Origin of the sequence: Streptomyces niveus (assembly GCF_001723055.1) — a bacterium.
GTDB lineage: Bacteria > Actinomycetota > Actinomycetes > Streptomycetales > Streptomycetaceae > Streptomyces > Streptomyces niveus.
In genome coordinates this window covers 21,968-46,476 of sequence record NZ_MDCR01000019.1, presented here as the reverse complement: position 1 = coordinate 46,476, position 24,509 = coordinate 21,968, and the positions used below count along the sequence as shown (strand labels likewise).

The following is a 24,509-nucleotide window of genomic DNA, read 5'->3' as shown; positions in this document are numbered from 1 at the left end:
GCCGCCGACCCGGCGCCGGGTGGGCCGGTCCTCGGACAGTGCCACGAGCGACAGCAGCATGCCCCAGAGCGGAGAGGTGGCGTTGCAGATGCCCGCGAGGGTCGACGGGATGGTCAGCTCCGCGTAGGAGAAGAGCGAGAACGGCACCGCGTTGAGGATGAACGCGGCCACCGTGAGATGGCCCCAGGTGCGCAGACCGCGCGGCAGCCGCTCGCGCCGTACCGCTATCGCGACGGCCAGGACCGCCGTACCGAAGAACAGCCGGCCGAAGGTCACCTGGAACGGGGCGTAGCTCTGGGTGCCGACCTTGATGAGCAGGAAGCTGAAGCCCCAGATCAGCGACAGCACGCCGAAGCGGACGCGCCAGTCGATCGGGGTGCGGCGGGGTGGAGTCGCTGTGGTCAGGGGCGAGGTCGCGGTGCTCATACGGCAACGATGAAGGCCGTGACCTCTAAGAACAAGCGAGAATATCTCGACCCGTTCACGTAGCATCGCTTACATGTTGAATCTGGAGAGACTGCGGATCCTGGACGCGCTCGCCCGGCACGGCTCCGTCAGCGGCGCCGCCGACGGCCTCCATGTGACCACGTCGGCCGTCTCGCAGCAGCTGGCCAAGCTGGAGCGGGAGGTCGGCCAGCAGCTCATTGCCAAGCACGGGCGCGGCGTCCGGCTCACCGACGCGGGACGGCTGCTCGCCGACCACGCCGCACGGATCATCTCCCAGGTGGAACTCGCGCAGTCGGACATCGAGGCGCAGCGCGGTCAGGCCGTCGGCGAGGTGCGGCTCTCCGCGTTCCCCACGGCGGCCCGTGGGCTGTTCCCCGTCGCGCTCGCCTCGCTGCGCAAGGCGCACCCCGATCTGCGGGTGCGCTCCCTGGAGTTGGAGCCCGACGGCGCGATCCGCCAGGTGCTGCGCGGGGACCTCGATCTCGCCGTCGTACTCGACTGGAACAACAAACGCCTGCCGGTGCCCGGCGGGCTGGCGACCGCGTCGCTGCTGGAGGACGCCGCCGATGTCGCGATGCCCGCCGATCACCCGCTGGCGGACCGGCGGAACGTCGATCTGGAGGAGTTCGCGCACGACTCGTGGGTGTCCTGGCCGACGGGCGAGTTCTGCCACGAGTGGCTGGTGTTCACGCTGCGCTCGAAGGGGATCGAGCCGCGGATCGAGCACATGGCCGGCGAGCAGCACACCCAACTGGAACTGGTCGCGAGCGGGTTGGGGGTCTGCGTCGCGCCACGGCTGGGGCGCGGGCGGCTGCCCGAGGGCGTGGTGGCCGTGCCCGTACGGCAGAAGATGTTCCGGCACGTGTACGCGGTGTGGCGCGCCGACGCCGACCGCCGCCCCTCGATCAGGGCGGCGGTCGAGGCGCTGGAGGAAGCGGCTCAGGTGGTGAGGTCCGCGGAGTCGGCTGCTCAGGCGAGGAGTTGACGGGCCGTCAGGCGAGTGAGATCGAGTCGCCCTCGACGGTGATCGCGGTGGCGGGCAGCGGCTTGGTCGCCGGGCCCTTCTTCACGCTGCCGTTGGCCGCGTCGAACTGACTGCCGTGGCAGGGGCAGTTGATGGTGCCGTTGGAGATGCTTCCCACCGTGCAACCGGAGTGCGTGCACACGGAGGAGAAGGCCTTGAACTCACCGGCCGTCGGCTGTGTGACCACGACGCCCTTGTCCTCGAAGACCTTGCCGCCGCCCTCCGGGATGTCGGCGGTCTTGGCGAGCACCTCTCCCTGTCCGCCGGATCCGCCCTCGCCGCTGCCGCTGTCGCCGTTCGCGCCGTCGTCCGCGGGCGTCTTGGCGGCGGAGTCCGCCGGGTCGTCCGAGCCGCACGCGACGAGTGCCGCGCCCAGGCCGACCGCTCCCGCCGCCGCGACGACCGTACGGCGTGCCACCGTCCGGCCGGTGGCCGTCGACGCGGTGCCCTGCGTTCCCGTCATGTCTGCTCCCTGTCCGTGACCGGCTCCGGCGGCCGGTTCCTTAGGGGTACGCACCGCGGGGACGCGGTGTTCAAACCCGGGGAGAACTTTCTCAAGGTTTCAAGGACTTCTTGGGGACATCGGGCTCCGGGGAGGCGGATTCGTCTGCCCGGTCGGCATCGTCCGTCGCGCCGGATCCCGCGTCGGACGCCGTTGCCGCCTCGTGCACATGCGCCGCCGCCGCGGCCTCCGCCGCCTCCGGATCCCCCGCGACGATGGCCCGGACGATCGCGTCGTGCTGACCGGGCGACAGGTCCCGGCGCCGGTTGATGTTGGTGCGGCTGACGATCGCGAACCGCGCCCAGATCCGGTCGAGGGCGTCCTCCAGCAGAGGATTGCCCGACAGCCGCGCCAGCAGCATGTGGAAGTCGAGATTGGCGCGCCACGCGTCGGCGGGGGTGACACCGTCACCGGCGTTCCTCGCCGCGTGGCGGGACGCGTCCTTGAGCTCGGCGAGCTGGGCGGGCGACAGCTGGCCGTCGCGCTGGGCGGTCGCGGCGAGCTTCGCGGCGAGCGCGTCCAGCGCGCCGTGGAGCTGCATGGCGTGCCGCATCTCCTGCGGGGAGAGCGAGCTGACCACCACGCCCCGGCCCGTCGATGTGACCAGCCCGTCGCTCTGCAGACGCCGCAGCGCCTCGCGCACGGGGGTCCGGCTCATGCCCAGCTCTTCGCACAGGTCGAGTTCGGTGAGCCGGTCGCCGGGGTCGTTCTGGCCGGACAGCAGTCGCTCGCGCAGTCGCCGGTAGGCGAGTTCGGCCTGGTTGTGCATCCCTGGTCGCTCGGTGGAACGGTCGCGGGGTGAAGGCATGCTGTATGTATACATTGCATTCGATCCTCACGGCAACGCGGCGCCGCACCGCGGTCAATCGGCGAAGAACAGACTCGCGGGCGTCTCGACCAGTATCCGGTGACGGTCGGCCTCGTCGGGCGCCCAGTCCGCGAGCAGGTTCAGCAACTCGCCCGTGTCGCGCCCGCCGTCGGGCAGATGGGGCCAGTCCGAGCCCCAGACCAGCCGGTCGGGGCGGGCCGCGACCAGGGCCCGGCCGATGGGCCCCACCGCCGACAGCGGCCTGTCCTTGGCGATCCGGTAGGGCCCGGACAGTTTGACGTAGCACCTGCCCCCGTCCATGACCCGCAGCAGCCCGTCGAAGTCGGCGCCGGTCAGCCCGTCCGACTCCTTCATGTAACCCATGTGATCGATGACGAACCGGTCCTCCAGGTCGGCGAGGAAGGGCAGCAGATCCCGGACGACCGTGCCGGGCGCGTAGAACTGCAGGTGCCAGCCGCGTGGCCGCGCGAGGACCGCCATCCGCCGGACGTACGCGACGATGTCAGCCGTCGGCCAGGCGGCGCGGGCGAACAGGTCCAGGCGGATCGCGCGGACACCCGCCGTGTGCAGGCGGTCGAGTTCCCGGCCGCCCGCGTCCTCCTCGACGCGCGCGACACCCCGGCATTCGGGACCGGCCGCGCGCAGCACATCGAGCAGCAGGCTGTTGTCGGTGCCGTAGTACGTCGGCTGGACCAGCACCGTTCGCCGGATACCGAGCTGTCGGGTCAGGGCCTGATACTGCTCCAGCGTGCCGTCCGGGAACGTGTAGAGCGGCTCGGGCACATGGGCGTAGCCGGGCTCGAAGACATGGAAGTGCGTGTCGCAGCTGTCCGGCGGGACCGCGAAGCGCGGCCTCGTGTTGGTCTCGGCGGCGCGCATGGGCGTCGTCTCAAGGGGCGCTGAGGCCATCGTGGGTCTCCCTTTCGGTACGGGCGTTGGCGTCTGCCGCCTGATACAGCAACGCGGTGTCGGTCCCGGTCAGCCGCAGCGGGCAACCGCCGATCGTGAGAAGGGAGCCCAGGACCGCCCGGTCGGCGACGCCGCCGATCATCAGCAGCTTTCCGTGCCTGCGGCACGCCTCGGCGACCGTCTCGACCGCCGCGCGCAGCCGTGGGTCCCCGTACCGGCCCGGGACGCCCAGCTCCGCGGTGAAGTCGTTCGCGCCGATGGCGAGCATGTCCACGCCGTCCAGGCGTGCGATGGCGTCGGCGTTCGCGATGCCGGCCGGTGTTTCGAGCAGCACCTGGACGACGGTCGTGCCGTCCAGCGCCGGGTTCAACTCCCGGGCGGGCGTGGGCCGCATGCCCAGTTGCGGGACCGTCGTGGTCTGCGACCGCCGGCCGCGCGGGGGGAAACGGCACGCGAGGGCGATCTGCTCGGCCTCGTCGGGCGTCTCGACACGGGGCGCGACGATCCCGTGCGCGCCGCCGTCCAACAGGCGGCCGATCATGCCGTACTCACGCTCGGGGATCCGGACGAGCGCGGTCATGCCGAGGCTGCCTGCGGCGGCGCAGAGCTGGGCCGCCACATCGGTCGACATGGCGGAGTGTTCGAGGTCGACCATGACGCTGTGGTGGCCGGTCGAGTGCGCGATGTGGACGATGTCGGCCGTACGGCTCGTACGGATGCCGAGCATCAGCGTCAGCTCGCCCGCGTGGAGGCGGTCCAGGAACGGGCCGCGTGCCGGGGCCGGGGGCGTGGCCGGGGGCGTGGTCGGGCTCATGACCCGGCTCCGGTCGTGGCGTGCTGCTCGTCCTCGAACTCACCTTGGCCGTAAGGCGGTTCGGGATACGGCTCGCCGTCGAGACCCGGCACGGTGATGGCGAGAGGGTCGTTGGCGTGGGCGACGAGCTGCTGGGCGGCGTAGTCGCTGACCGCGCCGGAGAGCAGTTGGCGGGGGTCCTCCATGACCAGCCGCAGCCGGGAGACCAGCGTGAACCAGTCGGCGGGCGAGTGGATCGCGGGCATCTCGGTGAGTGTGGCGCCGGCGCCGTGGCGTACGAGGGCGCCGCCCGGCGCGTCGCGGTCGCCCGGCGAGAACGCCGGGTAGCCGTCGAACATCGAGGCGCCGAGTTCGACGGTCGCCCGCGTCCCCGACCACAGGGCGCGCATGACGGGTTCCAGCGCGGCCACCTCGCCGAGGTCGCCGTCGACGGGGGTACGGAACACGGGGGCGTGCGGCGCCATGTACAGCCGGTCCAGGGGCAGTTGGCCGCGTGAGGCGGCGAGCACGACCGCCGCGACGCTGCTCGTGCGCCAGGTCACCCCCGCTGTCGGCCGGCCCTGCTGCCCGGCGATGACCACCATCGTGCGGGACCAGTCGATCGCCTGGCTGTCGCACCAGGAGATCAGCCGGTGGGCAGTGTCCATCCCGACGAGGAAGAACGTGGCGACCATGACGCGGTTGAAGGACACCGGCCGTTCGGGGTCGTCGCCGTCCTCCAGATAACACTCCCGCAGCGTGCGGTGGTTGAGATACGACGGCTCGTCGAGGCTCCGCAGAAGGAAGCGCTCGGTCATGGCGCAGGAGTGGTCGACCATCGCCGCGATGGCCCGCTCCCGGCCCGCGTAGGCGGGCGCGGCGATGACATCGCGCCACAGCTGGGGACTGTTGGCCGCGCGCGAGCGCCGCACCTCGCCCAGCAGCCGCTCCGCGTCCGCCCGCCACACCGCCGTGCCGTCGCCGTCGCCGTTGGCTCCGGGGTCCTGTTCGCGCAGGGAGGCCAGTGACGCCAGCGCGGGTCCGAGGTGGGAGACGGCGGCGAGTTCCTTGAACCCCCGGGTGGACAGCCGGAAGCCGAGCACCGTCGGCGGACGCCCGTCGCCCGGGTACAGCGCCATGTCCGCGCCGGTCACCACCAGCAGCGGATCGCTCTCGGCGGCCCGCGTGGCGGCCTCCCGCAGATGCGCGCCGATGGAGTCGGGGCCGGCGGTGTAGGTGGTGAACAGGTCGATGAGTTCCGGACTCTCGTGTACGGCCATGGTGCGTTCTCTCCGGTTGGCTGCGGCGTGGGGAACGGGCGGTCGGGGGCACTCGTCGCGTATGTCCGTACGGCGTACGCGGCGGGCTCAGCCCGAGAAGCGGTAGACGACGCTCTCGGCGGCGAAACGCCGGTCGGCGCTGAGGGAGTTGGTCACCACGAGCAGCGGGCTCGCCGAACCGTCGTCCAGCACGCCGACATCGGTGCCGCCGGTGGTCGGGAACTCCAGCACGGTCTCCAGCCGGGCCCCGTCCCAGCGGTAGATCTGCGAGCGCAGCGCGGTCGTCGGGTCGGCCGGGGTGCCGTGGATGAAGTTGATCCGGACGACATGGAGCCCGTTCGGGGTCCGGACCACCGCCAGTTCACGGCCGCCCGCCCCCGCGAGGCGCTGGTGGGCCACGAAGCGCCCGGCGCCGGCGTCCCAGCGCAGCACCCGGCTTCCGTCGTCGATGCGGGCGACCACCAGATACGTGGCGCCGTCCGCGGGGCCGGTGAAGGTCGCGAACGCCCGTCCCGCCGTGTCGGCGAGTTCCTGGTGCGGTGTGAACCGCTCGCCGTCCCAGCGGTACAGCACGCTGGGCGACACATGGTCGGCGTGCGCGAGGAAGTGGGTGCCGTCCACGGTGAACGCGTGCCAGTTGTACGCCCATCGGGAGGGGATCTCCTGGAAGGGGACGAAGCGCTCGCCGTCCCACTCGTGGATGACCGAGGGCCGGTTCGCGCTCTGGTCCTGCCCCGGCACCGCGACCCCCTGCGCCAGCGCGAGGAAACGCCGGTCGCCGACGGTGAAGTGCCGCCACTGCTTGGCGGCATAGGTGTCGAAGACCTGGAAGGGCGCGAAGCCCTCCCCGTCCCACTCGAACACCGTTGACGGCGCGGTGTAGTTGTACGGCCCCGCGCCCGTACGGATGCTCGCCACCGCCAGGAACGCCCGCTCGCCGATCGTGAAGAACTCGGCGTCCTCACCGCCCGGTGCGGCCAACTCGCCCCAGGGCACGAACCGTTCGCCCGCCCGGCGCAGCAGCCGCAGACGCGTCTCGCTGTCACCGCCGTTCATGTGCGCGGGTGCGCCCGGGATGTCGTACGCGAGTTGGGGGATCGCCAGGAACTCCTCGTCGCCGATCCGCAGCGGCTGCGCGGCGCGGGCGCCGGAGGTCGGCAGCGTCTGGATCTCGGTCAGCCGGGCGGAGCCCGCCTGTTCGGGGACGTCGGGGCGGTCGGCGCCGGCTGTCCGCGCGGTCCCGCCGAAGAACAGCTGCGCCATGTCCGGGTCCGCGAGAAGACCGCTCGCCGGGCCGGTGTGGATCACCCGGCCGCCCTCCATGACAACGGCGTCGTCCGCGAGGGCCAGCCCGAAGCGCACGTTCTGCTCGACCATCAGCACCGTCACCCCCTGCTCCTTGAGCCGCAGCACCGACTCCTCGATCAGCGCGCACGCCTTGGGGTCGAGACCGAGGGTCGGCTCGTCCAGCAGCACCACGCGCGGGCTGAGCATCAGGGAGCGGGCGAACTCGACGATGCGCCGCTGACCGCCGGAGAGCGCGGCGGCCTTCTCCGCAGCCCGCTCGGCGACGATGGGGAAGATCTCCGCGATCTCGTCGAACCGGCGGCGGTTGCGGTCGCGTTCCTTGCGGCGTACGTACGCGCCGAGCAGCACGTTCTCGCGGACCGACAGCGACGGGAACAGGCCGTGGTGCTGCGGTACGTGGACGACTCCCTGCCGCAGGATCCGCGCGGGCGACAGCCGGCCGATCTCCTCGCCGTCGAGCGTCACCTGGCCGCCGCGCGGTGTCAGCAGGCCGCTGCACACCTTCAACACCGTCGACTTGCCAGCCCCGTTGGGGCCGACGACACAGGTGATGGCGGCCTCGGCGGCCGTGAAGTCGACCCCGCGCAGGATGTCTCCGGCGCGTCCGTAGCCGGCCACCAGATCCTTGAAGGTGATCACCGGTTCGCTCCCGACGTCGTGCCGGCCATGGCCGCCTGGTTGTCTCCGAGGTACGCGTCCAGGACGGCCGGGTCCCGTTCGATCTCGCGGGGCGGGCCGCTCGCGATGACGCGCCCCCGCGCCAGTACGTGGATGTGGTCGCACAGCGACAGCACCAGCGGCATGTTGTGCTCGACGATCACGACCGTCGTGCCCGCCGCGTTGAGCTTGCGGACGATGTCGCTGATCCGCTCCACAAGCGCCGGGTTGATGCCCGCCGCCGGTTCGTCCAGGAGCAGCAGCCGAGGCTCCAGGACCAGCGCCTGCGCCAGCTCGATCAACTTCTGCTGCCCGTAGGACAGTTCGCCCGCCAGGTGATGGGAGTACGCGCCCATGCCGACGAACTCAAGCCACTCCTGGGCGCGTTCGGCCTCCTCGCCGGTGAACACCCCGGCGCGCAGCCCGCGCGCCGAGTAGGACCGGCTCGGTACGGCCAGATTCTCCAGCGCGGTCAGCCGCGGGAAGACACGGGTCGCCTGGAACGTACGGGCGAGCCCGGAGTGCGCGCGTCGCCAGCGCGGCAGCCGGTCGATCCGCCGCCCGGCCAGCTCGATCGTGCCGCTGTCCGCGCCGAGGCCGCCGTCCAGGAGGTTGAACACCGTGGTCTTTCCCGACCCGTTGGGGCCGATCAGCCCGGTGACGGAGCCCTCCCGCACGGTGAACGAGCAGTCGTCGACCGCCTTGACCCCGCCGAACGCCTTCCCCAGCCCGGTGACCCGCAACAGCGGCTCACCGGACGGGAGTTCACCCGCCGGCCGAGGCAGGGACGGCGCCGGCAGGGTGGCCGGTACGTCGGTGAGCCTGACCCCGGCCCGCGCCCGCGGAGCCGTACCCCGCCGCCGGGAGAGCCAGGCACGGCTCTCCGTGATGATGCCCCGCGGCAGGAAGAGCACGATCACGGCCAGCAGCGTCCCGTACATGATCATTCGCCAGGACCCGGCGTCGGGGCCGCTCAGCGTCTGGTTGGTGAACTGGTTGAGCGGCTCCAGCAGGAACGCGCCCAGCACGGGACCCCACAGCGTGCCGACCCCGCCCAGATGCGCGGCGAGCAGGATCTGCATCGCGATGACGATGTCGAACATCGCGGCGGGCTCCAGAAACGAGATGTAGTAGCCGTAGACGCCGCCCGCGATCCCGATGGGGAGCGCGCTGGCCGCGAAGGCCAGCATCTTGTAGCGGTCGGTGCGCACACCGACGCCGTCGGCCTTCGACTCGTCGTCGCGGATCGCGAGCAGCCCGATGCCGAACGTGGACCGCCGGATGGCCCACGACCCCCAGACCGTCAGCACCAACAGCACCAACAGGGCGTAGTAGAAGGGGATGTTGAGCAGATCGCGGTCCCACGACGGGAGCGGCAGAGCCAGCCCGTGGTTGCCCTTGGTCACCGACGACCAGTTGGACACCAGCAGCGCGGCGAACTCCAGGAACGCGAAGCTGACGATGACGAAGGCGATCCCGCGCGTACGCCGTCCGACGAGGCCGAGCAGCAGGGCGGCGGCGGCCGAGGTGAGCCCGCCGACCGGTGCGGCCAGCAGCGGTGACCAGCCCAGATGGATCGACAGCAGGGCCGTCGTATAGGCGCCGATACCGAGGAAGGCGCTCTGCCCGAGCGAGATGTAGCCGGTGTACCCGGAGATGATGTTCCAGCCGGACGCCATGACGGCCAGCAGGAAGGCCATGATCGCCATGTTCTGGTAGTAGGCGTTGTCGGAGACGAGAGGGAAGAGGGCCAGGACCGTCACCGCGAGAGCGATGGCGAGGGCCTGGAGCCGGCGTGGACTCGCCCAGGCGGTCCCGGTGTTGACGTGTGGCACGTTCATGCGCGGCTCATGTCCTCTCGCAGCCGGGCGCCCAGCAGGCCTTGGGGCCGGACGACGAGCACCGCGATGATCGCCACGTACGGCACGGCGGTCGCCCAGTCCGGCGAGACATAGGTGGTGGTCAGCGACTCGGCGACCGCGATGAGCAGCGCGCCGACGACGCTGCCCGGCAGACTGCCCATGCCGCCGAGCACGATGATGGAGAGCAGCAGCCCGATCCAGTGGTCCGACGTGCTGGGCATGAACGGATACAGCACGCTCAGCAGCGACCCGCCCGCACCGGCGGCGGCGATCCCGATCGCGTACGAGGCCGCCCAGGTCCGTCGTACGTCGATACCGATCAGCCGGGCACCCTCCGAACTCGTGGCGGTGGCCCGGATGGAGCGGCCCAGCCAGGTGCGGGTCAGCAGCACGTACAGGGCGACGAGGACGACGGCGGCGACCATCGTCGCGTACACCTGCGCCTGCGGCAGCTTCATCCCGAGCACCGCGAAGGAGCGGTTGGCGTAGCCCGGCGAGACGGAGTGCAGGTCGTTGCCCCAGACGAGCGCGACCACGCCCTTGGTGACCAGCGCGAGTCCGAAGGAGGTCACCAGGGCCATCGACGCGTCGGTCGTCCGGGAGCGCTCGACGACCAGGTAGTACGTCACCCAGCCCACCAGCAGCAGGGACGGCGTCGTCAGCAGCACCAGGACCAGCGGGTCGAGACCGGTGGCCTCCCACAGCGAGTACGTGAGGTACGAGCTCAGGATCAGCATCGCCCCCTGCGCGAGGTTGGCCACCTTCATCACGCCGAAGATCAGGTTCATGCCGGACGACGCGAGCGCGTACACGCCGCCGACCAGCACTCCGAGGATCAGCGCCTGGGCGAGTTGCCCCATCACGACCACCCGGGTTTCGGGTTCACGACGCCGTCCACGGTCCGCTGGCTCTCGGGCAGGATGAATTCGAGGTTTCCGCCCTGCCACTGGGCGAGCAGCATGTCGCCGTCCGGCACGCCCCGGTCGTCCCACTTCAGCGGGCCGACGATCGTCTGCACGGTGTGCGAGCGCAGCCAGTCGCGGAGCTTGTCCTGGTCGAGACTGCCCACGGCCTTCACCGCGGCCTCCAGCACCTGGCCGGCGGTGTACGCGTTCGCGGCGTCCTCCGTCGGGGCCGTACCGAACTTCGCGGTGTAGTCCTTCACGAAGCGCTCGTTGCCCGGGTAGGTGGCCTTCGGGCTCCAGGCCGTGATCGTGAACACGCCCTCGGTGTTCTTCTCGCCGACCCCCTTGCCGAATGTCTGGACGACGCTTGGGCTGTTGGTCTGGAAGAGCATCTCGGGGCTGAACCGCTGCTTCTGGAGCGCCTTGACGAAGCCCACGCCGTCGGCGCTGACGGCGCCGTGCACGATCAGATCCGGTTCGGCGCGGGCCACCGCGTCCGCCAGCGGATCGAAGTTGACGGTCTCCGGTGCGTACTTCTCGTGGTAGACGCTCCTGACGCCCAGCTTCGTGAGCGCCGTGCGGAACGCCTCGATCGCCACGTCGGTGTTGGGGTCGTCCTGGGTGGGATAGGCGGCGGTCTTCGGCCGCTGGTCGGCCGGCAGCGACTCGATGAGGGCGATGAACTGGTCGGGCAGGCTCAGGGAGGTGCTGGGCTGCGCGAAGAAGAGGTAGTCGTAGCCGCGGTTGAAGATCTCCTCGGCGCCGCCGGACGGCTCGACGTAGAGCATCTTGTTGCGCTCGGCCACCGACGACGCGGGCAGGTTGAGCTTGGAGGAGAAGGTGCCGAGAAGCAGGTCGACGCGGTCCTGGGCGATGAGGCGGTTGTAGTTCGTGACGACCGTGTTCTGGTCGAAGCCGTCGTCGAGGACGTTGAGTTCGACATCGCGGCCGAGCAGCCCGCCCTCCTCGTTGACCTCGTCGCGCCAGAGTTTGTACGCCTCGTAGGCGGGCTTCGAGGAGTCGGCGACGGGGCCGGACAGCGGCAGCGAGGCGCCGACCTTGATCGCCCCGTCCCCGGCTCCGGAACTCTGTCCCGAACCGCAGGCCGTGGCGACGAGCAGCGTCACCGACAGCGCGACCGGCACCGTCAGCTTCCTGATCCGGAGCCCGCTGGGACCACTTCTTGGCATGGCACTCACCTCTGGCCGGCGGTTGGGGTGGGCGGCCGCTGGGCCGGCCCACTGGCTTTGAGCGCAATGTATACATTGCGTTCCGAGAGGTGGGCAAGGGTTGTGACAGAGCTGGTCCGCGAGTGCGTGAACCCCGCCGGGGGAGCGTCAGCCGGCGGAGCCCGTACCGAGCCCCGTGATCCCGGCGGCGACCGGGAGATGGTCACTGCCGGTCGCGGGCAGGGTGCGGATGTGGGCGACGGTCGCCGAACGGGCCATCACCTGGTCGATCCGGGCCAGCGGGAGAGCGGTGGGGAAGCTGAGGGCGAAGCCCCGCTCCGCCACGTTCAACCGTGACGTCAGCGGGGTCAGCCCCCGGTCGTCCACCGTGCCGTTGAGGTCGCCCAGCAGGATCACCGCGTCGGTCTTCTCGGCGGCCAGGGCCCGGCCCAGGAGGACGGCGCTCTCGTCGCGCGCCGACGACGCCAGGCCGGTCGCGCGGAAGCGGATCGACGGCAGATGCGCGACGTACGCCGCGACGTCGCCGTGCGGGGTGTCGACGACCGTACGCAGGCCGCGACTCCAGCCCTCCGGGATACCCCGGGGCCTGATGTCCACCGGCCGGGTGCCGGTCAGCGGATGCTTCGACCAGAGCCCGACGGTGCCACGGACCGCGTGGTACGGGTACTCGGCGGCGAGGGTCTTCTCGTAGACCGCCACCGCCGGGGGCACCAGCTCCTCCAGCGCGATGAGGTCAGGCCCGGCGGCGGCCAGGGAGCGGGCCGTGCCCGCCGGGTCCTCGTTCTCGTCGCTGACGTTGTGCTGCACGACGAGAAGGTCGTACGAGCCGGCCTCCGCAGCAGGCAGGAACAGCCCGCCGAAGAGATACGTCCACGCGGCCACCGGCAGCAGCAGCGCCACCAGCGCGAGGACCGAACGGCGCAGCAGCGCGAGGACGAGCAGCAGCACGGCCACCAGGCCGAGCCACGGCAGGAACGCCTCCAGCGAACTACCCAGGCGCAGACCGGCGTTGGGGACGGCGCGGTGGAAGGCCAGCAGCGCGGCGGTCACGGCCGCGAGCACGGCGAGCACCCGGCCCCGCCGCCGGGCCCACCAGGGCGCCTCCTCCGGTGCGCCCGCGCATGTCTCCGTACTCGTTCCCGCCCGCACCTGCTCCACCATGGCTTCCCGTCCGCTTGACCCTGTTCATCAAGACGAACGGCCCAGTGGATCAGTTGCGGGGGCCGGGGGAGTCCAGCGGTGGGTGCGCGGGACGGCGGAGGACAGGCCGTACTCCTTCTTGAGCTGCTCGGGGATGGCGTAGTGCATGACCCGGCCGCGTGTGAGGGAGGAGAGTTCGAGCACGGTGGTGAGATGGCCGACGCGGTCCAGCGCCCAGGCCCCGAGAGGGGAGTGGTCCTCGACGGTCTCCAGCAGATTCAGCAGGACGGGGGCCGCCTTGACGAGCGTGTCCCAGCGGGAGCGCGGCACCTGAAGCCAGTCGGCGCTCGTGTCACCGATCAGATGGCGGACGAGCGCGGACACGACGGGGTCGAGCAGCGTGCCGGGCACCACCTCCTCGTACAGGTCGATCAACTGCCGTGTCAGGTCGGCGCCTTCCTGACTGGGGCCCATGTGGCGCGTCATGTACAGGTCCGAGAACTGGCGTGCCGCGGCCAGATCGGCGGGCGCGTGGGTCTGGTCGACGCCGAGCATGGCGCCGACGACGCGCCACGCGTAGAAGTACGACTCGGCCCCGTCCACGCTCATATGGATGCCGAGGCGGTGCAGTGCGTCCAGGACCTGGATGGAGAACATCATCTGCCCGCCGATCATGTCCTCCTGGCAGATCGGCGTGCCCAGGCCAGCCACGTCCCAGCGGCCCTCGCGCCCGAGGTGATGGCGGATCGACGCGTGCAGCAGCCGGACCTTCTGGGCGGCGGGGATGAACCGGCTGCCCGCCTCGAAGGCGTCGGGCCGCATCAGATAGACGGTGAACTGCCCGGTCTCGGCCATCCGTTTCGACGGGTACTTGAGCGAGTGGGTCGCCGACAGCAGCTTCGCGATGTGCGGCACGACGTAGCAGGCGGGCATGGAGGCGAAGGAGAGCGCGGTGGAGATGTGCACGTTGTTGTCGATGAAGAACAGCCGCGCCTTCTCCATCTCGTCCCAGTCCACCCACGCGGGCGGCGCGCTCGTCCGGTGCAGATACTCGCGGGCCACCTCGGGCAGCCCGTCGGGGAGTTCCTGTCCGACGGTGGAGACGTAGCGCATGAGGGAGTTGAACGTGCCCACCTCGCCGCGCTCGAAGAGGGTCGCGACGGTGGCGTCGGCGAGTTCGTCACCGTACCCGCGCAGGGCGTCGAGGGACTGTTCGGTGTAGGCCACGGTCGACCCTTTCGAGAGGTGGGAGGCTCCGGGAACGGCCGGTGGCCGGCGGTCAGCCGGGCCGGCTGGTGGCGGCGGTGGCCAGTTGGGTCAGCGAGTGGTGGGCGAGGTCGGGAATCCCGGCGCCGCCCAGCGCGCCCACGGCGACCCTGACCCGTTCGCCGATCATGTCCTCGACGCGGTCGCGCGCACCGGTGCGCTCCACGACGGCGCGGACCTGGCCCAACTGGTCGGCGGTCAGGGCGCGGCGGCCGAGGAGAGCCTTCAACTCGCGCCGTTCGGCGGGGGTGGCCGACTGCCGGGCGAGGGCGATGAGCGCGGTGGGACGGGCGGCGGAGATGTCGTCGGTGTTCGACTTGCCCGTCGTCGAGGGCTCGCCGAACAACCCGATCAGATCGTCCCGCAGCTGGAACGCCTCGCCGAGCGGGAGCCCGTAGTCGGTGAACACCTCGCGCAGGAGGGGATCTGCGCCCGCGAGCCCGGCACCGATGTGCAGCGGGTGCTCCACGGTGTACTTGGCCGTCTTGTAGCGGATCACCTTCAGCGACCGCTGTACGTCGGACTCGCCCTCGGGATGCAGGACCTCCAGCGCCTCCCCGGCGATCAACTCGCGTGCCAGCACCGCCCACAGGCCACGGACCTGCCCCAGATACGCGGCGGGCAGACCGCAGCCGGTGAACATCTGGCCGGCCCACGCCATCAGCAGATCCCCGGCCAGCATCGCCAACGACCGTGCGCGCGCCTTGGGACGCGATCCGGCGGGGAACGCGTCGCGCAGCGCCACCTGGGCGGTCGGCAGACCGTGCCGCAGAGCGCTGTCGTCGATGATGTCGTCGTGGACCACGGCGGCGGCGTGGACCAGCTCCATGCTCGCCGCCGCCCGGACCATCGCGTCGCTGTCAGGGCGGCCCGCAGCCCGCCAGCCCCAGTAGCAGAAGGCCGAACGCAGCCGTTTGCCACGGGCGGTCACGGACGTCAGAACGTCGGCGAGGGGCGCCAGCGCGTCGTCCAGCGCGAGCAGTGCCTCGGTCTCCGTACGGACGAATCGATCCAGCTCCCGGTCGACGCGGGACTTGAGCGCCGCCTGGTCGCGGGGCTCAGACATCGGTGGAGCCGGGAGTGGCGCCGGAGGCGGTGGTCCGGCGTTGTGCGTGGCGCGCGAGCACTTCCATGTGCGCCACACCGCCCCCGGCGCCGAAGAGGTCCTCGCCCCGCCGGCCGGTGCCCAGCCGGTCCAGGGCCAGCCGGCCGCGTGCCTGGAGATCCTGCCTGCCCCGCGCCGCCAGGGCGGCGAGGTCCGAGCGCCCCAGCAGGCCGTGCGCCGCCTTCAGCGCCGACCCGCACGTGCTCAGCGCCAGATCGGCCAGACCGGCCAGCAGCAGCACCGGCCGGCCCCCGCCGTCCTCGTCCCGGCCGACGTCCTGAGGTAATCCCACGGTCCCCACCCCTCCGCCCCTCGGCCGGGCACCTTCATGCCCGGCCCTGACAGCAGAGTGCCTGGTGGACGGCGCCGTCGCGCGCCGGATACCCCATCAAGTGATCATTCGATCGCGCGTACGGGGAATCGGGGACGCGCGCTCGGGGGTGCACGCGCTCGGGGGTGCGCGCACCGGGGCTCACTTCTTCATCTGCTCGTTCCACTCCGCCTGGGCGGCGTTGAGTTCCCCGGCGACCTTGTCCGCGAACTCCTGGGCGGACATGTCACCGAGCAGCACCTTCTGGAAGTTCGGCTCGTTGCCGGACTTGCTGATCGTGTTCCAGTCGGGCAGGTAGTACGGCAGGTCGACGATCTTCGTCGAGCCGTCGCTGAGCGCCTTCATCGCCGCCGCCGTCGGCTCCGCCTGCTGGATCCAGCTGTCGGACGCGGCATCGGTGTTCGCCGGTATGGAGCCCGCCGACTCGTTCCACGCGCTGTTCGACTTGTGGGAGGCGGCGAACTCGATGAACTTCCAGGCCGCCGCCTTGTTCTCGCTGTTCTTGAACAGACCGAGCCCGTCCACCGGGTTGGAGACCTGCACGCGCTCGCCGTTCGCCTGCGCCGGATAGGGCAGGCCCTTGAACTTCTCCTTGCCCAGCGACTTCACATGGTCCTGGTACGAGGCGAGGTTGTGCATCAGCATGCCGATGCTGCCGTTGTCGTACTGGGCGACCATCTTGATGAAGTCGTTGTTGACGTCCGCCGACGGCGTCACCTTCTTGTAGAGGGCGACGTACTTCTCCAGCGCGGCGACGTTCTTCGGGTCGTTGACCGTCGTCTTGTCGCCCTTCCAGAAGGACGTGATGCCGGACTGCCCGTACATCGCGTCCAGTGCCGGGGCGATCGACCCGGCGCCGCCGCGGATCGTGTAACCGAACCTGTCCGTCCCCGGCTCGGTCAGCTTCTCGGCGGCCTCGTAGAAGGCCGGCCAGGTGGTGGGCGGCTCAAGTCCCGCCCGTGAGAAGAGATCCGTGCGGTACCACAGCGTGCCGTTGTTGGTGGAGCTCGGCACCGAGTACATCTCGTCGCCGCGACCGCCCGCCGCCTTCACGCTCTCCACCATCGACGGGACCAGTTTGCCCTTGAGCGGGCCGGCCTCGACACGGTCGCCGACCGGCTCCAGGACCTCACGGACCACGAGGTTGGAGAGATACGCGGTGCCCACCCCGCCGACGTCGGGCAGCCCGCCGCCGTCGATCGCCGTGTCGTACTTCTGCTGGACCTGGTCGATGGGCAGACCGACGTACTTGACCTTGATGTCCTTGTTCTGCGACTCGAAGTCCTTGATGATCTGCGCCCAGATGTCCCGGCGCTCACCCGTGTTGTTGTCCCAGAGGGTGATCTCCCCCTTGCCGGACCCTTCGCTGCCGCTTCCGCCACTGCCGTCGTCGCCGCACGCGGTGGCCGCCAGCGCGAGCACCGTCGTCAGGGAGACGGCCGCGGCCGTCCGCCCTCTGTTCACCTTCGAGACTGTCATGATCGGCTCTTCTCTGTGAGGGTCTGTTCTCCGAGGGTCTTTCCAGGGGTTCTGCGGGACTTCGCACTCATGCCGACAGCGCCTTACGGGCGAGGGCCGCCGCGGCCGGGCGGTCGAGTCGGCCGTCCGACACGACCGCGACGAGCCGCCGCGAGAGGGCGGCGCCCACGGCGAGCGGCAGCCGCCGCTCCCAGGCCAGCGACGAGCCGACGCCCGGGTACGAGCCGGTGCGGACGAACCACGGGTCCCGCCGTGTCTGCTCGTCCGCCCCGGCGAAGACCAGCGTCCAGTCCCGGCCCGCCAGCGCCAGCCACTCGGCTGTGCTCCCGTGCACCGCGTCCTCGCCGGACGCGGTGTCGGTGAACACCTCCGGCGGTGGGTCCGACGCGCCCTCCTTGGGAGCCCGCCAGAAGAACCCGCCGTAACCGGCCCCCGGCCGCCCGTTCGTGGCGGGACTGCCGATCGACAGGTCCTCGCCGGACACGTTGGTCAGCGTCGAGGTGATGTGGAGGGCCCAGGCGTCGGCGGAGAGCGCGCGGGTACTGATCGTGCGCCGCTCCTTGAGGAGTTCGCGCCCCTCGCGCCTCCACGACACGTCCTGCACGGAGCCGTCGGGATCCCGCCGCAGCCAGCCCGTGTGTTCCTGCGTGCCGTGGTTGTCGAGCGCCACCGGGCCTTGGCCCCGTACGTAGGTGCGACCGCCCCAGAAGTTGACGCCCGACACGTCCGGTACGGCCAGCGAGAGCCCGAGGTGGTGCGCGTGGTCGGCGGGCCGCAGTTCGGTCACGACCACGCCGCCGAAGGTCCGCACGGGGTGCAGATACGGGCGCGGGGACAACTCCCCCGGCAGCAGCGGCCGGTGTACGTGCTCGGCGACGGGGTGTCCGGCGCAGCGCAGCACGGTGGCGGGCTGATCCGCCCGCGCGGCCCAGCCGGCGCCCAGCTCCGAGAACGTGGCCAGCGTCTCGGCGCTCTCCGCGACCAGCGCGTCGATACCCCTGACGATCCGGCGCGGGCCCGTCGCGCCCGGCGCGGTGTACCAGGCGTCCGTGGGCAGCGGCGTGGGCGGCGGGCCGGTCCTGACGGCCTCCAGCACCCGCATGAAGGCGCCCGTGCGGCGCGGCGGCACCAGAAGGGAGGCGCCCTCGCGCAGATGCGCGAGCAGGTTCTCCAGCAGATCGGTGCGCCCGTACACGGTCTCGACAGGCTCGCGGTCGGTGCGCTCCACCCGTAGCCGGTCCTGCTTGTACCAGAAGGTGATCCGGCCCCCGGTGCCGTGGACCACGACGTACGGCTCCGCGTCGCGCTCCGCGCACAGCGTGACGGCGACCGTGATCCGGGTGGCGCCGACCGTCGTCAGCCGCAGACAACTCGTGTCGTCGGCCTCGATGCCGTTGGCCCTGAACTGCTCCAGCTCGATCCCGGCGACGGACTCGGCCGCGTCGCTGCCGTCGATACGCAGAGCTGTCGCGACCGCGTGCGCCAGTGGATTGGTGAGCACCCCGTCCACGACGTCCCGGCCTTCCAGTGCCCGGCGCCCGGCCCACGGGACACGGCGGTAGTACGCCTCGTCGCGTACCCACGCCCCCGCCGCGCCGATCCCGCGCACCTCTCCGATCGCGCCGTCGCGCGTCAACTCATCCATCGCGTCCAGGGCGTGGGAGCCGAGCGACTGAAAACCGATCTGGCAGACCGTGCCCCGCTCCGCCAGCCCGGCGAGCAGCCGCTCGTACTCCGCGTACGAGGCGGTGGTCGGCTTCTCCAGGAGGGTGTGCACGCCCCGGGCGGCGGCGGTGAGCGCGAGATCGGTGTGCGTGTGGATGGGGGTGCAGATGACGGCCACCGCCGCGCCCGTACGGTCCAGCAGGTCACCGAAGTCGGTGGACTGCTCGGGGGCGTCGAAGCCCGCCAGCTCCTCCGGGGAGAGCGGGTTCAGCTCGCAGACGCCCACGAGCCGTACCAGGCCCGCCTCCTGGAGCCGGCGGATGTTGCGCAGATGCGAGCGGCCGTGGCCACGGGCCCCCGCGAGCACCACAGGAAGGCTCATCCCTTCACCGCCCCCGCGCTGAAACCGGTGATCAGCCACTTCTGTATGAAGGCGAAGACGATGACCACCGGCACGGCGGAGATCACCCCGCCCGCCGCCAGGGCGCCGAAGTCGACACTGTCCGCCCCGATCAGGGTGGAGAGACCGACCGGGATCGTCTGCTTGTCCTGGTCCATCAGGAACATCAGGGCGAAGAGGAAGTGGTTCCAGCTGTGGACGAAGGCGAAGGAACCGACGGCGATCAGTCCGGGCCGCAGCATCGGCAGCACGACGATACGGAACGCCTGGAGCCGCGAACAGCCGTCGACCCAGGCCGCCTCCTCCAGGGAGTACGGCACGTTCTTGATGAAACCGCTGATCAGGATGATGGAGAGCGGCAGTTGGAAGACGGTCTCCGCGATGACCACGCTCAGCGGTGAGTTGATGAGCGAGAGGTTCTTGAAGATCTGGAAGAGCGGCACCAGCATCAGCGCGCCCGGGATGAACTGCGAGCACAGCAGCGCCAGCATGAAGCCCTGCTTGATACGGAAGTTGAACCGCGCCAGGGCGTAGCCGCCGGCCAGCGCGACTCCCGTCGTACAGATCAGGGTGAACACGCCGATCAGCGCGCTGTTCTGGAAGAAGACGGAGAAGCTGCGTTCGTTCCAGACCTTCTCGAAGTGGTCGAAGGTCATCGGCCACGGCACCAGCGACGTGGAGCCCGCCGGCCGCAGTGAGAACAGCACCATCCAGTAGAAGGGCACCAGGGTGAAGAGGAGATACAGCCCGAGCGGCAGATAGATCTGCCACCGGGGCACCTCGTCGAAGGCGCGCTCGCGGCGCTTCCTCCGTACGGAGGGCGGCTTACGGCTGCCGTCCGCGGGCACCGGGGGAGCGCCCTTCTCGGTCAGGACCGCGGTCACTTGTGATCGCCTCCGAACTTGCTCAGGCGCAGATAGAGGATCGAGCAGAAGAGGAGGATCCCGAAGGCGACGGTCGTCAGCGCGGTGGCGTAGCCGAAGTCGTGTGCCTCGAACCCGGTGACCGCGACATACAGCGGCAGCGTGGTGGTGACGCCCGCCGGACCGCCCTCGGTGAGGGTCAGCAGCAGGTCGACGTTGTTGAACTCCCACACCGCGCGCAGCAGCGTGGAGAGGATGATCGCGTCCCGCAGATGGGGCAGCGTGATGTGGAAGAACTGACGGAACCTGCTCGCCCCGTCGACGGACGCCGCCTCGTACAGATCCCCGGGGATGGACTGGAGATCCGCGAGGATGAGGATCGCGAAGAACGGCACCCCGCGCCAGAGTTCGGCCAGCACGGCGGCCCAGAACACGGTGCCGGTGTCGGAGAGCACCGACGAGCCGTAGGTGCCGATGCCGGCGTCGGCGAGGTAACGGCCCACGCCCGTCGAGGGGTTGTAGAGCAGCAGCCAGATGGTGGTCGTCAGGACACCGGAGACCGCCCACGGCGAGAAGACCAGCGCACGGGCGGCGGCGCGGCCCACGAACGTCTGGTTGACGAGGAGCGCGAGGATCAGACCGAGGGCGAGCTGGAGCGTGACCTCGGTGAAGACCCACTTGCCGGAGAAGACGAGGCTGTCCCAGAACAGCGGGTCGTCGGTGAAGATCCGCTTGAAGTTGTCGAGACCGGCGAAGCCGTTCCGCCAGGGTTTGGTGGCGTTGTAGTTCTGGAGGCTGTAGTAGAAGACGCTGAGCATCGGGTACGCGATGAAGCCCGCCATCAGCAGTACGGCGGGGGCGATCAGCAGATACGGGAGACGGCGTGGTGAGAGCCCCGTGCCTTTTCTGCGGGACCCGGGCTTCTTCGGAGCCCCCGGTGGGGCGCCTGGCGAGTCCTGCGCCACAGCTGAGGCCATGACCGGTTCTCCGTTCCTTCGGTGAGGTCCTTCGGTGAGAGGAGGTGCGCGTTCCTGTCGGGTCGGCGTAACTGTCAGCCGGCGTACGTGTCAGCCGACGTACGGGTCGGGTACGTCTCCGGGCCGGGACAGGAAGGCGAAGTCGCAGCCGGTGTCGGCCTGGGTGATCTGGTCCTGGTAGAGGGCGCCGTAGCCGCGCCCGTACCGGGCGGGCGGCGGCGTCCAGTCGGCCCGGCGGCTCGTCATCTCCTCGTCGTCCACGTGGAGATGGAGACTGCGCGCCTCCACGTCGAGCGTGATGAGGTCGCCGGTGCGGACGAGGGCGAGCGGTCCGCCGACGTACGACTCGGGCGCGATGTGCAGCACGCACGCGCCGTAACTGGTCCCGCTCATCCGGGCGTCGGAGAGCCGGACCATGTCACGTACGCCCTGCTTCAGCAGATAGTCGGGGATCGGGAGCATGCCGTACTCGGGCATTCCGGGGCCGCCCTTGGGTCCCGCGCCCCGCAGGACCAGCACATGGTCCGGGGTGAGGGCGAGCGCAGGGTCGTTGATGGTGTTCTGGAGCTGCCGGTAGTCGTCGAAGACGACGGCGGGGCCGGTGTGGCGCAGCAGGCGGGGTTCGGCGGCGATGTGCTTGATGACGGCGCCGTCCGGGCAGAGATTGCCGTGCAGCACGGCCACGCCGCCCTCGTCGGCGAGCGGGTTGTCGCGGGGCCGGATGACGTCGCCGTTGTGGACGAGGGCGCCGTCGAGCTGTTCGCGCAGGGTCTCGTGCGCGACGGTCGGGCGGTCCAGATGCAGGACGTCGGTGAGCCTCGACAGGAAGCCGGGCAGCCCGCCGGCGAAGTGGAAGTCCTCCATCAGGTACGCGCCGCCGGGACGGAGGTTGGCGAGTACCGGAACGGTGCGGGCGACGCGGTCGAAGTCGTCCAGGGTGAGCGTGACGCCGGAGCGGCCCGCCATCGCGATCAGATGGATGACGGCGTTGGTGGACCCGCCGAGCGCGAGGACGGTGGCGACGGCGTCCTCGTACGCGGCGGGTGTGAGGATCTTGGAGAGCGTGAGGCCGCGCCACACGAGGTCCACGACGCGCCGTCCGGTCTCCGCCGCCATCCGTTCGTGCCCGGAGTCGACGGCCGGGATCGAGGAGGCGCCGGGAACGGTGACGCCCAGCACCTCGGCGGCGGCGGTCAGGGTCGACGCGGTGCCCATGGTCATGCAGTGGCCGGGCGAGCGGGCGAGGCCGTTCTCCAGCTCGGCCAGCTCGCAGTCACCGATGAGCCCGGCGCGCCGGTCGTCCCAGTACTTCCACATGTCGGTGCCGGAGCCCAGGACTTCGTCACGCCAGTGTCCGGGGAGCATCGGCCCGGCCGGCAGGAAGACGGTCGGCAGATCCACGGACGCGGCGCCCATCAGCAGCGCCGGGGTGGTCTTGTCGCAGCCGCCCATCAGGACGGCGCCGTCGACGGGGTACGAGCGGAGCAGTTCCTCGGTCTCCATCGCGAGCAGATTGCGGTAGAGCATCGGGGTCGGCTTCTGGAACGTCTCGGAGAGCGTGGACACCGGGAATTCCAGGGGGAATCCGCCCGCCTGCCAGACGCCGCGCTTGACGGCCTGGGCGCGTTCGCGCAGATGGACATGGCAGGGGTTGATGTCGGACCAGGTGTTGAGGATCGCGATGACCGGCTTGCCGAGGTGTTCCTCGGGGAGATAGCCGAGCTGGCGGGTGCGGGCCCGGTGGCTGAAGGAGCGCAGCCCGTCCGTGCCGTACCACTGGTGGCTGCGCAGCTCCTCGGGGGCGAGGCGCCCGCCGGTGCCGGGCCTGTCGGGTGTCGTCATGTCGGCCACCCCGCGATCAGCGCGGCGACCTCGGCGCGTGCCGGCTCGGGCAGGGTGTGGCTCGGCGGGCGTACGTCGCGGCGGCAGAGCTCCAGCGCCGCCAGCGCCTCCTTGACGACGGTCACGTTGTCGGCGGACCGCCGTGCCGCGCGCAGTTCCTCGAAGGGCCTGATCCGCTCGAAGACCTTCATGGCGGTGTCGTAGTCCCCGGCGCGCAGCGCCTCCAGCATGCCCAGCGACACGGCAGGGGCGACATTGACGAGCCCCGAGGTGAAGCCGGTGGCGCCGCCCGCGAAGTACGAGGGGGCGTACAGCTCGGCGAGTCCCGCGACCCACACGAACCGTTCCAGACCCGCGTCCCGCGCGAAGGCCGCGAAGTGCGCGGCGTCCGGCACGGCGTACTTCGCCCCAATGACGTTGGGGCACAGCCGCCCCAGCTCCGCGAGGCTCTCGCCGCTCAGCCGCGGATCGCGGATGTACGGGACGACGCCCAGCTCCGGCACCGCTTCGGCGATGGCGCGGTGGTAGTCGACCCAGCCGGCCTCGGAGACGTACGGATGCACCGGCTGATGGACCATCACCATCGCGGCGCCGGTCCGCCGGGCGTGCTCGGCGGCGGCCACGGCGGTCGGCACCTCAAGACCGATGCCGACCAGGACCACGGCCTGTCCGGCGGTCTCCTCGATGGTCAGCTCGGTGACCGTACGGCGCTCGTCGGGGCTGAGGGCGTAGTACTCACCGGTGTTGCCGTTCGGCGTGAGCGTGCGCACCCCGCCGTCGACGAGCCTGCGCAGCAGGGCCCGGTGGGCCTTGGTGTCGATGGTGCCGTCGGCGGCGAACGGCGTGACGGGGATCGCCACGACATCGGCGAGGGCTTCCCGCGACGCGTCGAGACCGGTGGCGGTCGTACCGCTCGTCATATCTGCTCTCCCTCGGGGAACGCCCTCCGTACGAAGGAGGCGATGTGGTCGTGCAGGGCGAGTGCGGCGCCGGCGGCGTCACCGGCGAGCGCGAGGCGCAGGATCTCCCGGTGCTCGTCGGCCTCCCGCGCCCAGGACGGGTCGGCGGCCCACGCGACGGTCGACACGAGAGCGGCCTGGTCGCGTACCTCGTCGAGCATCCGGGTCAGCATCGGGTTGCCGCAGGAGAGGTACAGCTCGCGGTGGAACGCCCGGTTGGCCAGGGACCGTTCGGCCTGGTCCACCGCCTCGTCGGCCCTGAGCAGGGCGTCGCGGGCGGCGTCCAGCGACGCGTGCCGGGCCAGCGAGCGCCGTAGCGCCTCCGGTTCCAGCAACAGCCGTACGTCGTAGACCTCGTGGGCCATGGCCGCGTCGACGGTGCGCACGGTGACGCCCTTGAACTGGCTCATCACGACGAGGCCGGTACCGGCCAGCGTCTTGAGGGCTTCTCGTACCGGAGTCTTCGACACCCCGAAACGCGCGGCCAGTTCGGTCTCGACCAGGGCCTGACCGGGGCTGAGACCACCGGTCAGGATGCCGTGTTTGATCGCTTCCAGAACGAACTGGGTGCGGGAGGGGATCGGACTCGGAGCGAAGGCCATGGGCGCTCTCACATCTCGCGTATCGCGTCTCATATATGACGTACGAAGTACGACGCGATGAAGCTAGGACCGGGCACATGTTTCGTCAATGCTTCGCGCAGAAGTTCTTGCGCCGAGGTGAACGAGCTGTAAATCCATCGAGTGGTGTTAGTTAAGACGCCGACGGACCGAACG

21 protein-coding genes and 2 pseudogenes are annotated in these 24,509 nt (G+C 70.6%); 1 reads left to right on the top strand and 22 read right to left on the bottom strand.

What is annotated here, in order from left to right; all coding sequences use genetic code 11:
* Positions 1–426, bottom strand: a 426-nt coding sequence (locus tag BHU15_RS02715) for a DMT family transporter (RefSeq protein WP_141726759.1), incomplete at its 3' end; no start/stop codon positions are given.
* A 73-nt stretch (positions 427–499) separates the two neighbouring features.
* Between BHU15_RS02715 and BHU15_RS02710 the strand changes: the two genes are divergently transcribed.
* A complete protein-coding gene (locus tag BHU15_RS02710; protein ID WP_069625672.1) occupies positions 500–1,432 on the top strand; it encodes a LysR family transcriptional regulator in 933 nt (310 codons plus the stop codon).
* 7 nt (positions 1,433–1,439) lie between these two features.
* Here BHU15_RS02710 and BHU15_RS02705 read toward each other — a convergent pair whose 3' ends face one another.
* The 21 genes and pseudogenes from BHU15_RS02705 to BHU15_RS02605 all read right to left on the bottom strand — a co-directional run bounded on the left by BHU15_RS02705 (position 1,440) and on the right by BHU15_RS02605 (position 24,335).
* Entirely contained in the window at positions 1,440–1,934 is a 495-nt protein-coding gene (locus tag BHU15_RS02705; protein ID WP_069625671.1) for a Rieske (2Fe-2S) protein, read from the bottom strand.
* 91 nt (positions 1,935–2,025) lie between these two features.
* Positions 2,026–2,781, bottom strand: a complete 756-nt coding sequence (locus BHU15_RS02700) for a GntR family transcriptional regulator (RefSeq protein ID WP_167756212.1) — start codon at positions 2,779–2,781, stop codon at positions 2,026–2,028.
* A gap of 54 nt (positions 2,782–2,835) precedes the next feature.
* A complete protein-coding gene (locus BHU15_RS02695; protein ID WP_069625669.1) occupies positions 2,836–3,711 on the bottom strand; it encodes an amidohydrolase family protein in 876 nt (291 codons plus the stop codon).
* Positions 3,692–4,525, bottom strand: coding sequence for an HpcH/HpaI aldolase family protein (locus BHU15_RS02690; protein ID WP_069625668.1), 834 nt, complete (start codon positions 4,523–4,525; stop codon positions 3,692–3,694). Before BHU15_RS02690 ends, BHU15_RS02695 begins: the two co-directional genes overlap by 20 nt.
* Entirely contained in the window at positions 4,522–5,784 is a 1,263-nt protein-coding gene (locus BHU15_RS02685; protein WP_069625667.1) for a DUF5624 domain-containing protein, read from the bottom strand. The genes BHU15_RS02690 and BHU15_RS02685 overlap by 4 nt, the downstream gene beginning before the upstream one ends.
* 87 nt (positions 5,785–5,871) lie before the next feature.
* Complete coding sequence (locus BHU15_RS41060) at positions 5,872–7,731, bottom strand: ATP-binding cassette domain-containing protein (protein ID WP_255293007.1); 1,860 nt, start codon at positions 7,729–7,731, stop codon at positions 5,872–5,874.
* Positions 7,728–9,590 (bottom strand): branched-chain amino acid ABC transporter ATP-binding protein/permease, encoded by a 1,863-nt coding sequence (locus BHU15_RS02670; RefSeq protein WP_069625666.1) that lies wholly within the window; start codon positions 9,588–9,590, stop codon positions 7,728–7,730. Before BHU15_RS02670 ends, BHU15_RS41060 begins: the two co-directional genes overlap by 4 nt.
* Entirely contained in the window at positions 9,587–10,471 is an 885-nt protein-coding gene (locus BHU15_RS02665) for a branched-chain amino acid ABC transporter permease (RefSeq protein WP_069625677.1), read from the bottom strand. The genes BHU15_RS02670 and BHU15_RS02665 overlap by 4 nt, the downstream gene beginning before the upstream one ends.
* Positions 10,471–11,706: an amino acid ABC transporter substrate-binding protein gene (locus tag BHU15_RS02660; RefSeq protein WP_079127838.1), complete on the bottom strand. Its 1,236-nt coding sequence runs from the start codon at positions 11,704–11,706 to the stop codon at positions 10,471–10,473. The genes BHU15_RS02665 and BHU15_RS02660 overlap by 1 nt, the downstream gene beginning before the upstream one ends.
* A gap of 147 nt (positions 11,707–11,853) precedes the next feature.
* Positions 11,854–12,867: an endonuclease/exonuclease/phosphatase family protein gene (locus tag BHU15_RS02655; protein ID WP_107422769.1), complete on the bottom strand. Its 1,014-nt coding sequence runs from the start codon at positions 12,865–12,867 to the stop codon at positions 11,854–11,856.
* Between the two features lie 27 nt (positions 12,868–12,894).
* Positions 12,895–14,073 carry an oxygenase MpaB family protein gene (locus tag BHU15_RS02650; RefSeq protein ID WP_069625664.1) on the bottom strand — a complete coding sequence of 393 codons (1,179 nt, stop codon included), beginning with the start codon at positions 14,071–14,073 and terminating at the stop codon, positions 12,895–12,897.
* 52 nt (positions 14,074–14,125) lie between these two features.
* Positions 14,126–15,178 (bottom strand): polyprenyl synthetase family protein, encoded by a 1,053-nt coding sequence (locus BHU15_RS02645; protein ID WP_069625663.1) that lies wholly within the window; start codon positions 15,176–15,178, stop codon positions 14,126–14,128.
* Positions 15,171–15,509, bottom strand: a complete 339-nt coding sequence (locus tag BHU15_RS40770) for a hypothetical protein (RefSeq protein ID WP_079127841.1) — start codon at positions 15,507–15,509, stop codon at positions 15,171–15,173. Before BHU15_RS40770 ends, BHU15_RS02645 begins: the two co-directional genes overlap by 8 nt.
* Positions 15,510–15,689: 180 nt before the next feature.
* Positions 15,690–17,027, bottom strand: a complete 1,338-nt coding sequence (locus tag BHU15_RS02635) for an ABC transporter substrate-binding protein (RefSeq protein ID WP_069625662.1) — start codon at positions 17,025–17,027, stop codon at positions 15,690–15,692.
* Between the two features lie 67 nt (positions 17,028–17,094).
* Positions 17,095–17,919, bottom strand: a pseudogene (locus BHU15_RS41055) (DUF6807 domain-containing protein); the annotation flags it as partial.
* Positions 17,920–17,952: 33 nt separating this feature from the next.
* A pseudogene (locus BHU15_RS41050) lies at positions 17,953–19,074 on the bottom strand (Gfo/Idh/MocA family protein); the annotation flags it as partial.
* Complete coding sequence (locus BHU15_RS02625; protein WP_069625660.1) at positions 19,071–19,976, bottom strand: carbohydrate ABC transporter permease; 906 nt, start codon at positions 19,974–19,976, stop codon at positions 19,071–19,073. The gene BHU15_RS02625 and the pseudogene BHU15_RS41050, both read right to left, overlap by 4 nt.
* Entirely contained in the window at positions 19,973–20,932 is a 960-nt protein-coding gene (locus BHU15_RS02620; protein ID WP_069625659.1) for a carbohydrate ABC transporter permease, read from the bottom strand. The genes BHU15_RS02625 and BHU15_RS02620 overlap by 4 nt, the downstream gene beginning before the upstream one ends.
* Positions 20,933–21,022: 90 nt before the next feature.
* Positions 21,023–22,774, bottom strand: a complete 1,752-nt coding sequence (araD, locus tag BHU15_RS02615) for an L-arabinonate dehydratase (RefSeq protein ID WP_069625674.1) — start codon at positions 22,772–22,774, stop codon at positions 21,023–21,025.
* The gene (locus BHU15_RS02610) at positions 22,771–23,694 is read right to left on the bottom strand and encodes a dihydrodipicolinate synthase family protein (protein WP_069625658.1); all 924 of its coding nucleotides are present in this window, start codon (positions 23,692–23,694) and stop codon (positions 22,771–22,773) included. Before BHU15_RS02610 ends, araD begins: the two co-directional genes overlap by 4 nt.
* Complete coding sequence (locus BHU15_RS02605) at positions 23,691–24,335, bottom strand: GntR family transcriptional regulator (RefSeq protein WP_069625657.1); 645 nt, start codon at positions 24,333–24,335, stop codon at positions 23,691–23,693. Before BHU15_RS02605 ends, BHU15_RS02610 begins: the two co-directional genes overlap by 4 nt.
* Positions 24,336–24,509: the final 174 nt, after the last annotated feature.

What these genes read in the sequence shown, in the direction of transcription:
- BHU15_RS02710 (WP_069625672.1), top strand. Translation starts at nt 500, where the DNA reads ATGTTGAATCTGGAGAGACTGCGGATCCTGGACGCGCTCGCCCGGCAC.
- BHU15_RS02705 (WP_069625671.1), bottom strand. Translation starts at nt 1,934, where the DNA reads ATGACGGGAACGCAGGGCACCGCGTCGACGGCCACCGGCCGGACGGTG.
- BHU15_RS02700 (WP_167756212.1), bottom strand. Translation starts at nt 2,781, where the DNA reads ATGCCTTCACCCCGCGACCGTTCCACCGAGCGACCAGGGATGCACAAC.
- BHU15_RS02695 (WP_069625669.1), bottom strand. Translation starts at nt 3,711, where the DNA reads ATGGCCTCAGCGCCCCTTGAGACGACGCCCATGCGCGCCGCCGAGACC.
- BHU15_RS02690 (WP_069625668.1), bottom strand. Translation starts at nt 4,525, where the DNA reads ATGAGCCCGACCACGCCCCCGGCCACGCCCCCGGCCCCGGCACGCGGC.
- BHU15_RS02685 (WP_069625667.1), bottom strand. Translation starts at nt 5,784, where the DNA reads ATGGCCGTACACGAGAGTCCGGAACTCATCGACCTGTTCACCACCTAC.
- BHU15_RS02670 (WP_069625666.1), bottom strand. Translation starts at nt 9,590, where the DNA reads ATGAACGTGCCACACGTCAACACCGGGACCGCCTGGGCGAGTCCACGC.
- BHU15_RS02665 (WP_069625677.1), bottom strand. Translation starts at nt 10,471, where the DNA reads ATGGGGCAACTCGCCCAGGCGCTGATCCTCGGAGTGCTGGTCGGCGGC.
- BHU15_RS02660 (WP_079127838.1), bottom strand. Translation starts at nt 11,706, where the DNA reads ATGCCAAGAAGTGGTCCCAGCGGGCTCCGGATCAGGAAGCTGACGGTG.
- BHU15_RS02655 (WP_107422769.1), bottom strand. Translation starts at nt 12,867, where the DNA reads ATGGTGGAGCAGGTGCGGGCGGGAACGAGTACGGAGACATGCGCGGGC.
- BHU15_RS02645 (WP_069625663.1), bottom strand. Translation starts at nt 15,178, where the DNA reads ATGTCTGAGCCCCGCGACCAGGCGGCGCTCAAGTCCCGCGTCGACCGG.
- BHU15_RS02635 (WP_069625662.1), bottom strand. Translation starts at nt 17,027, where the DNA reads ATGACAGTCTCGAAGGTGAACAGAGGGCGGACGGCCGCGGCCGTCTCC.
- BHU15_RS02620 (WP_069625659.1), bottom strand. Translation starts at nt 20,932, where the DNA reads ATGGCCTCAGCTGTGGCGCAGGACTCGCCAGGCGCCCCACCGGGGGCT.
- araD (WP_069625674.1), bottom strand. Translation starts at nt 22,774, where the DNA reads ATGACGACACCCGACAGGCCCGGCACCGGCGGGCGCCTCGCCCCCGAG.
- BHU15_RS02610 (WP_069625658.1), bottom strand. Translation starts at nt 23,694, where the DNA reads ATGACGAGCGGTACGACCGCCACCGGTCTCGACGCGTCGCGGGAAGCC.
- BHU15_RS02605 (WP_069625657.1), bottom strand. Translation starts at nt 24,335, where the DNA reads ATGGCCTTCGCTCCGAGTCCGATCCCCTCCCGCACCCAGTTCGTTCTG.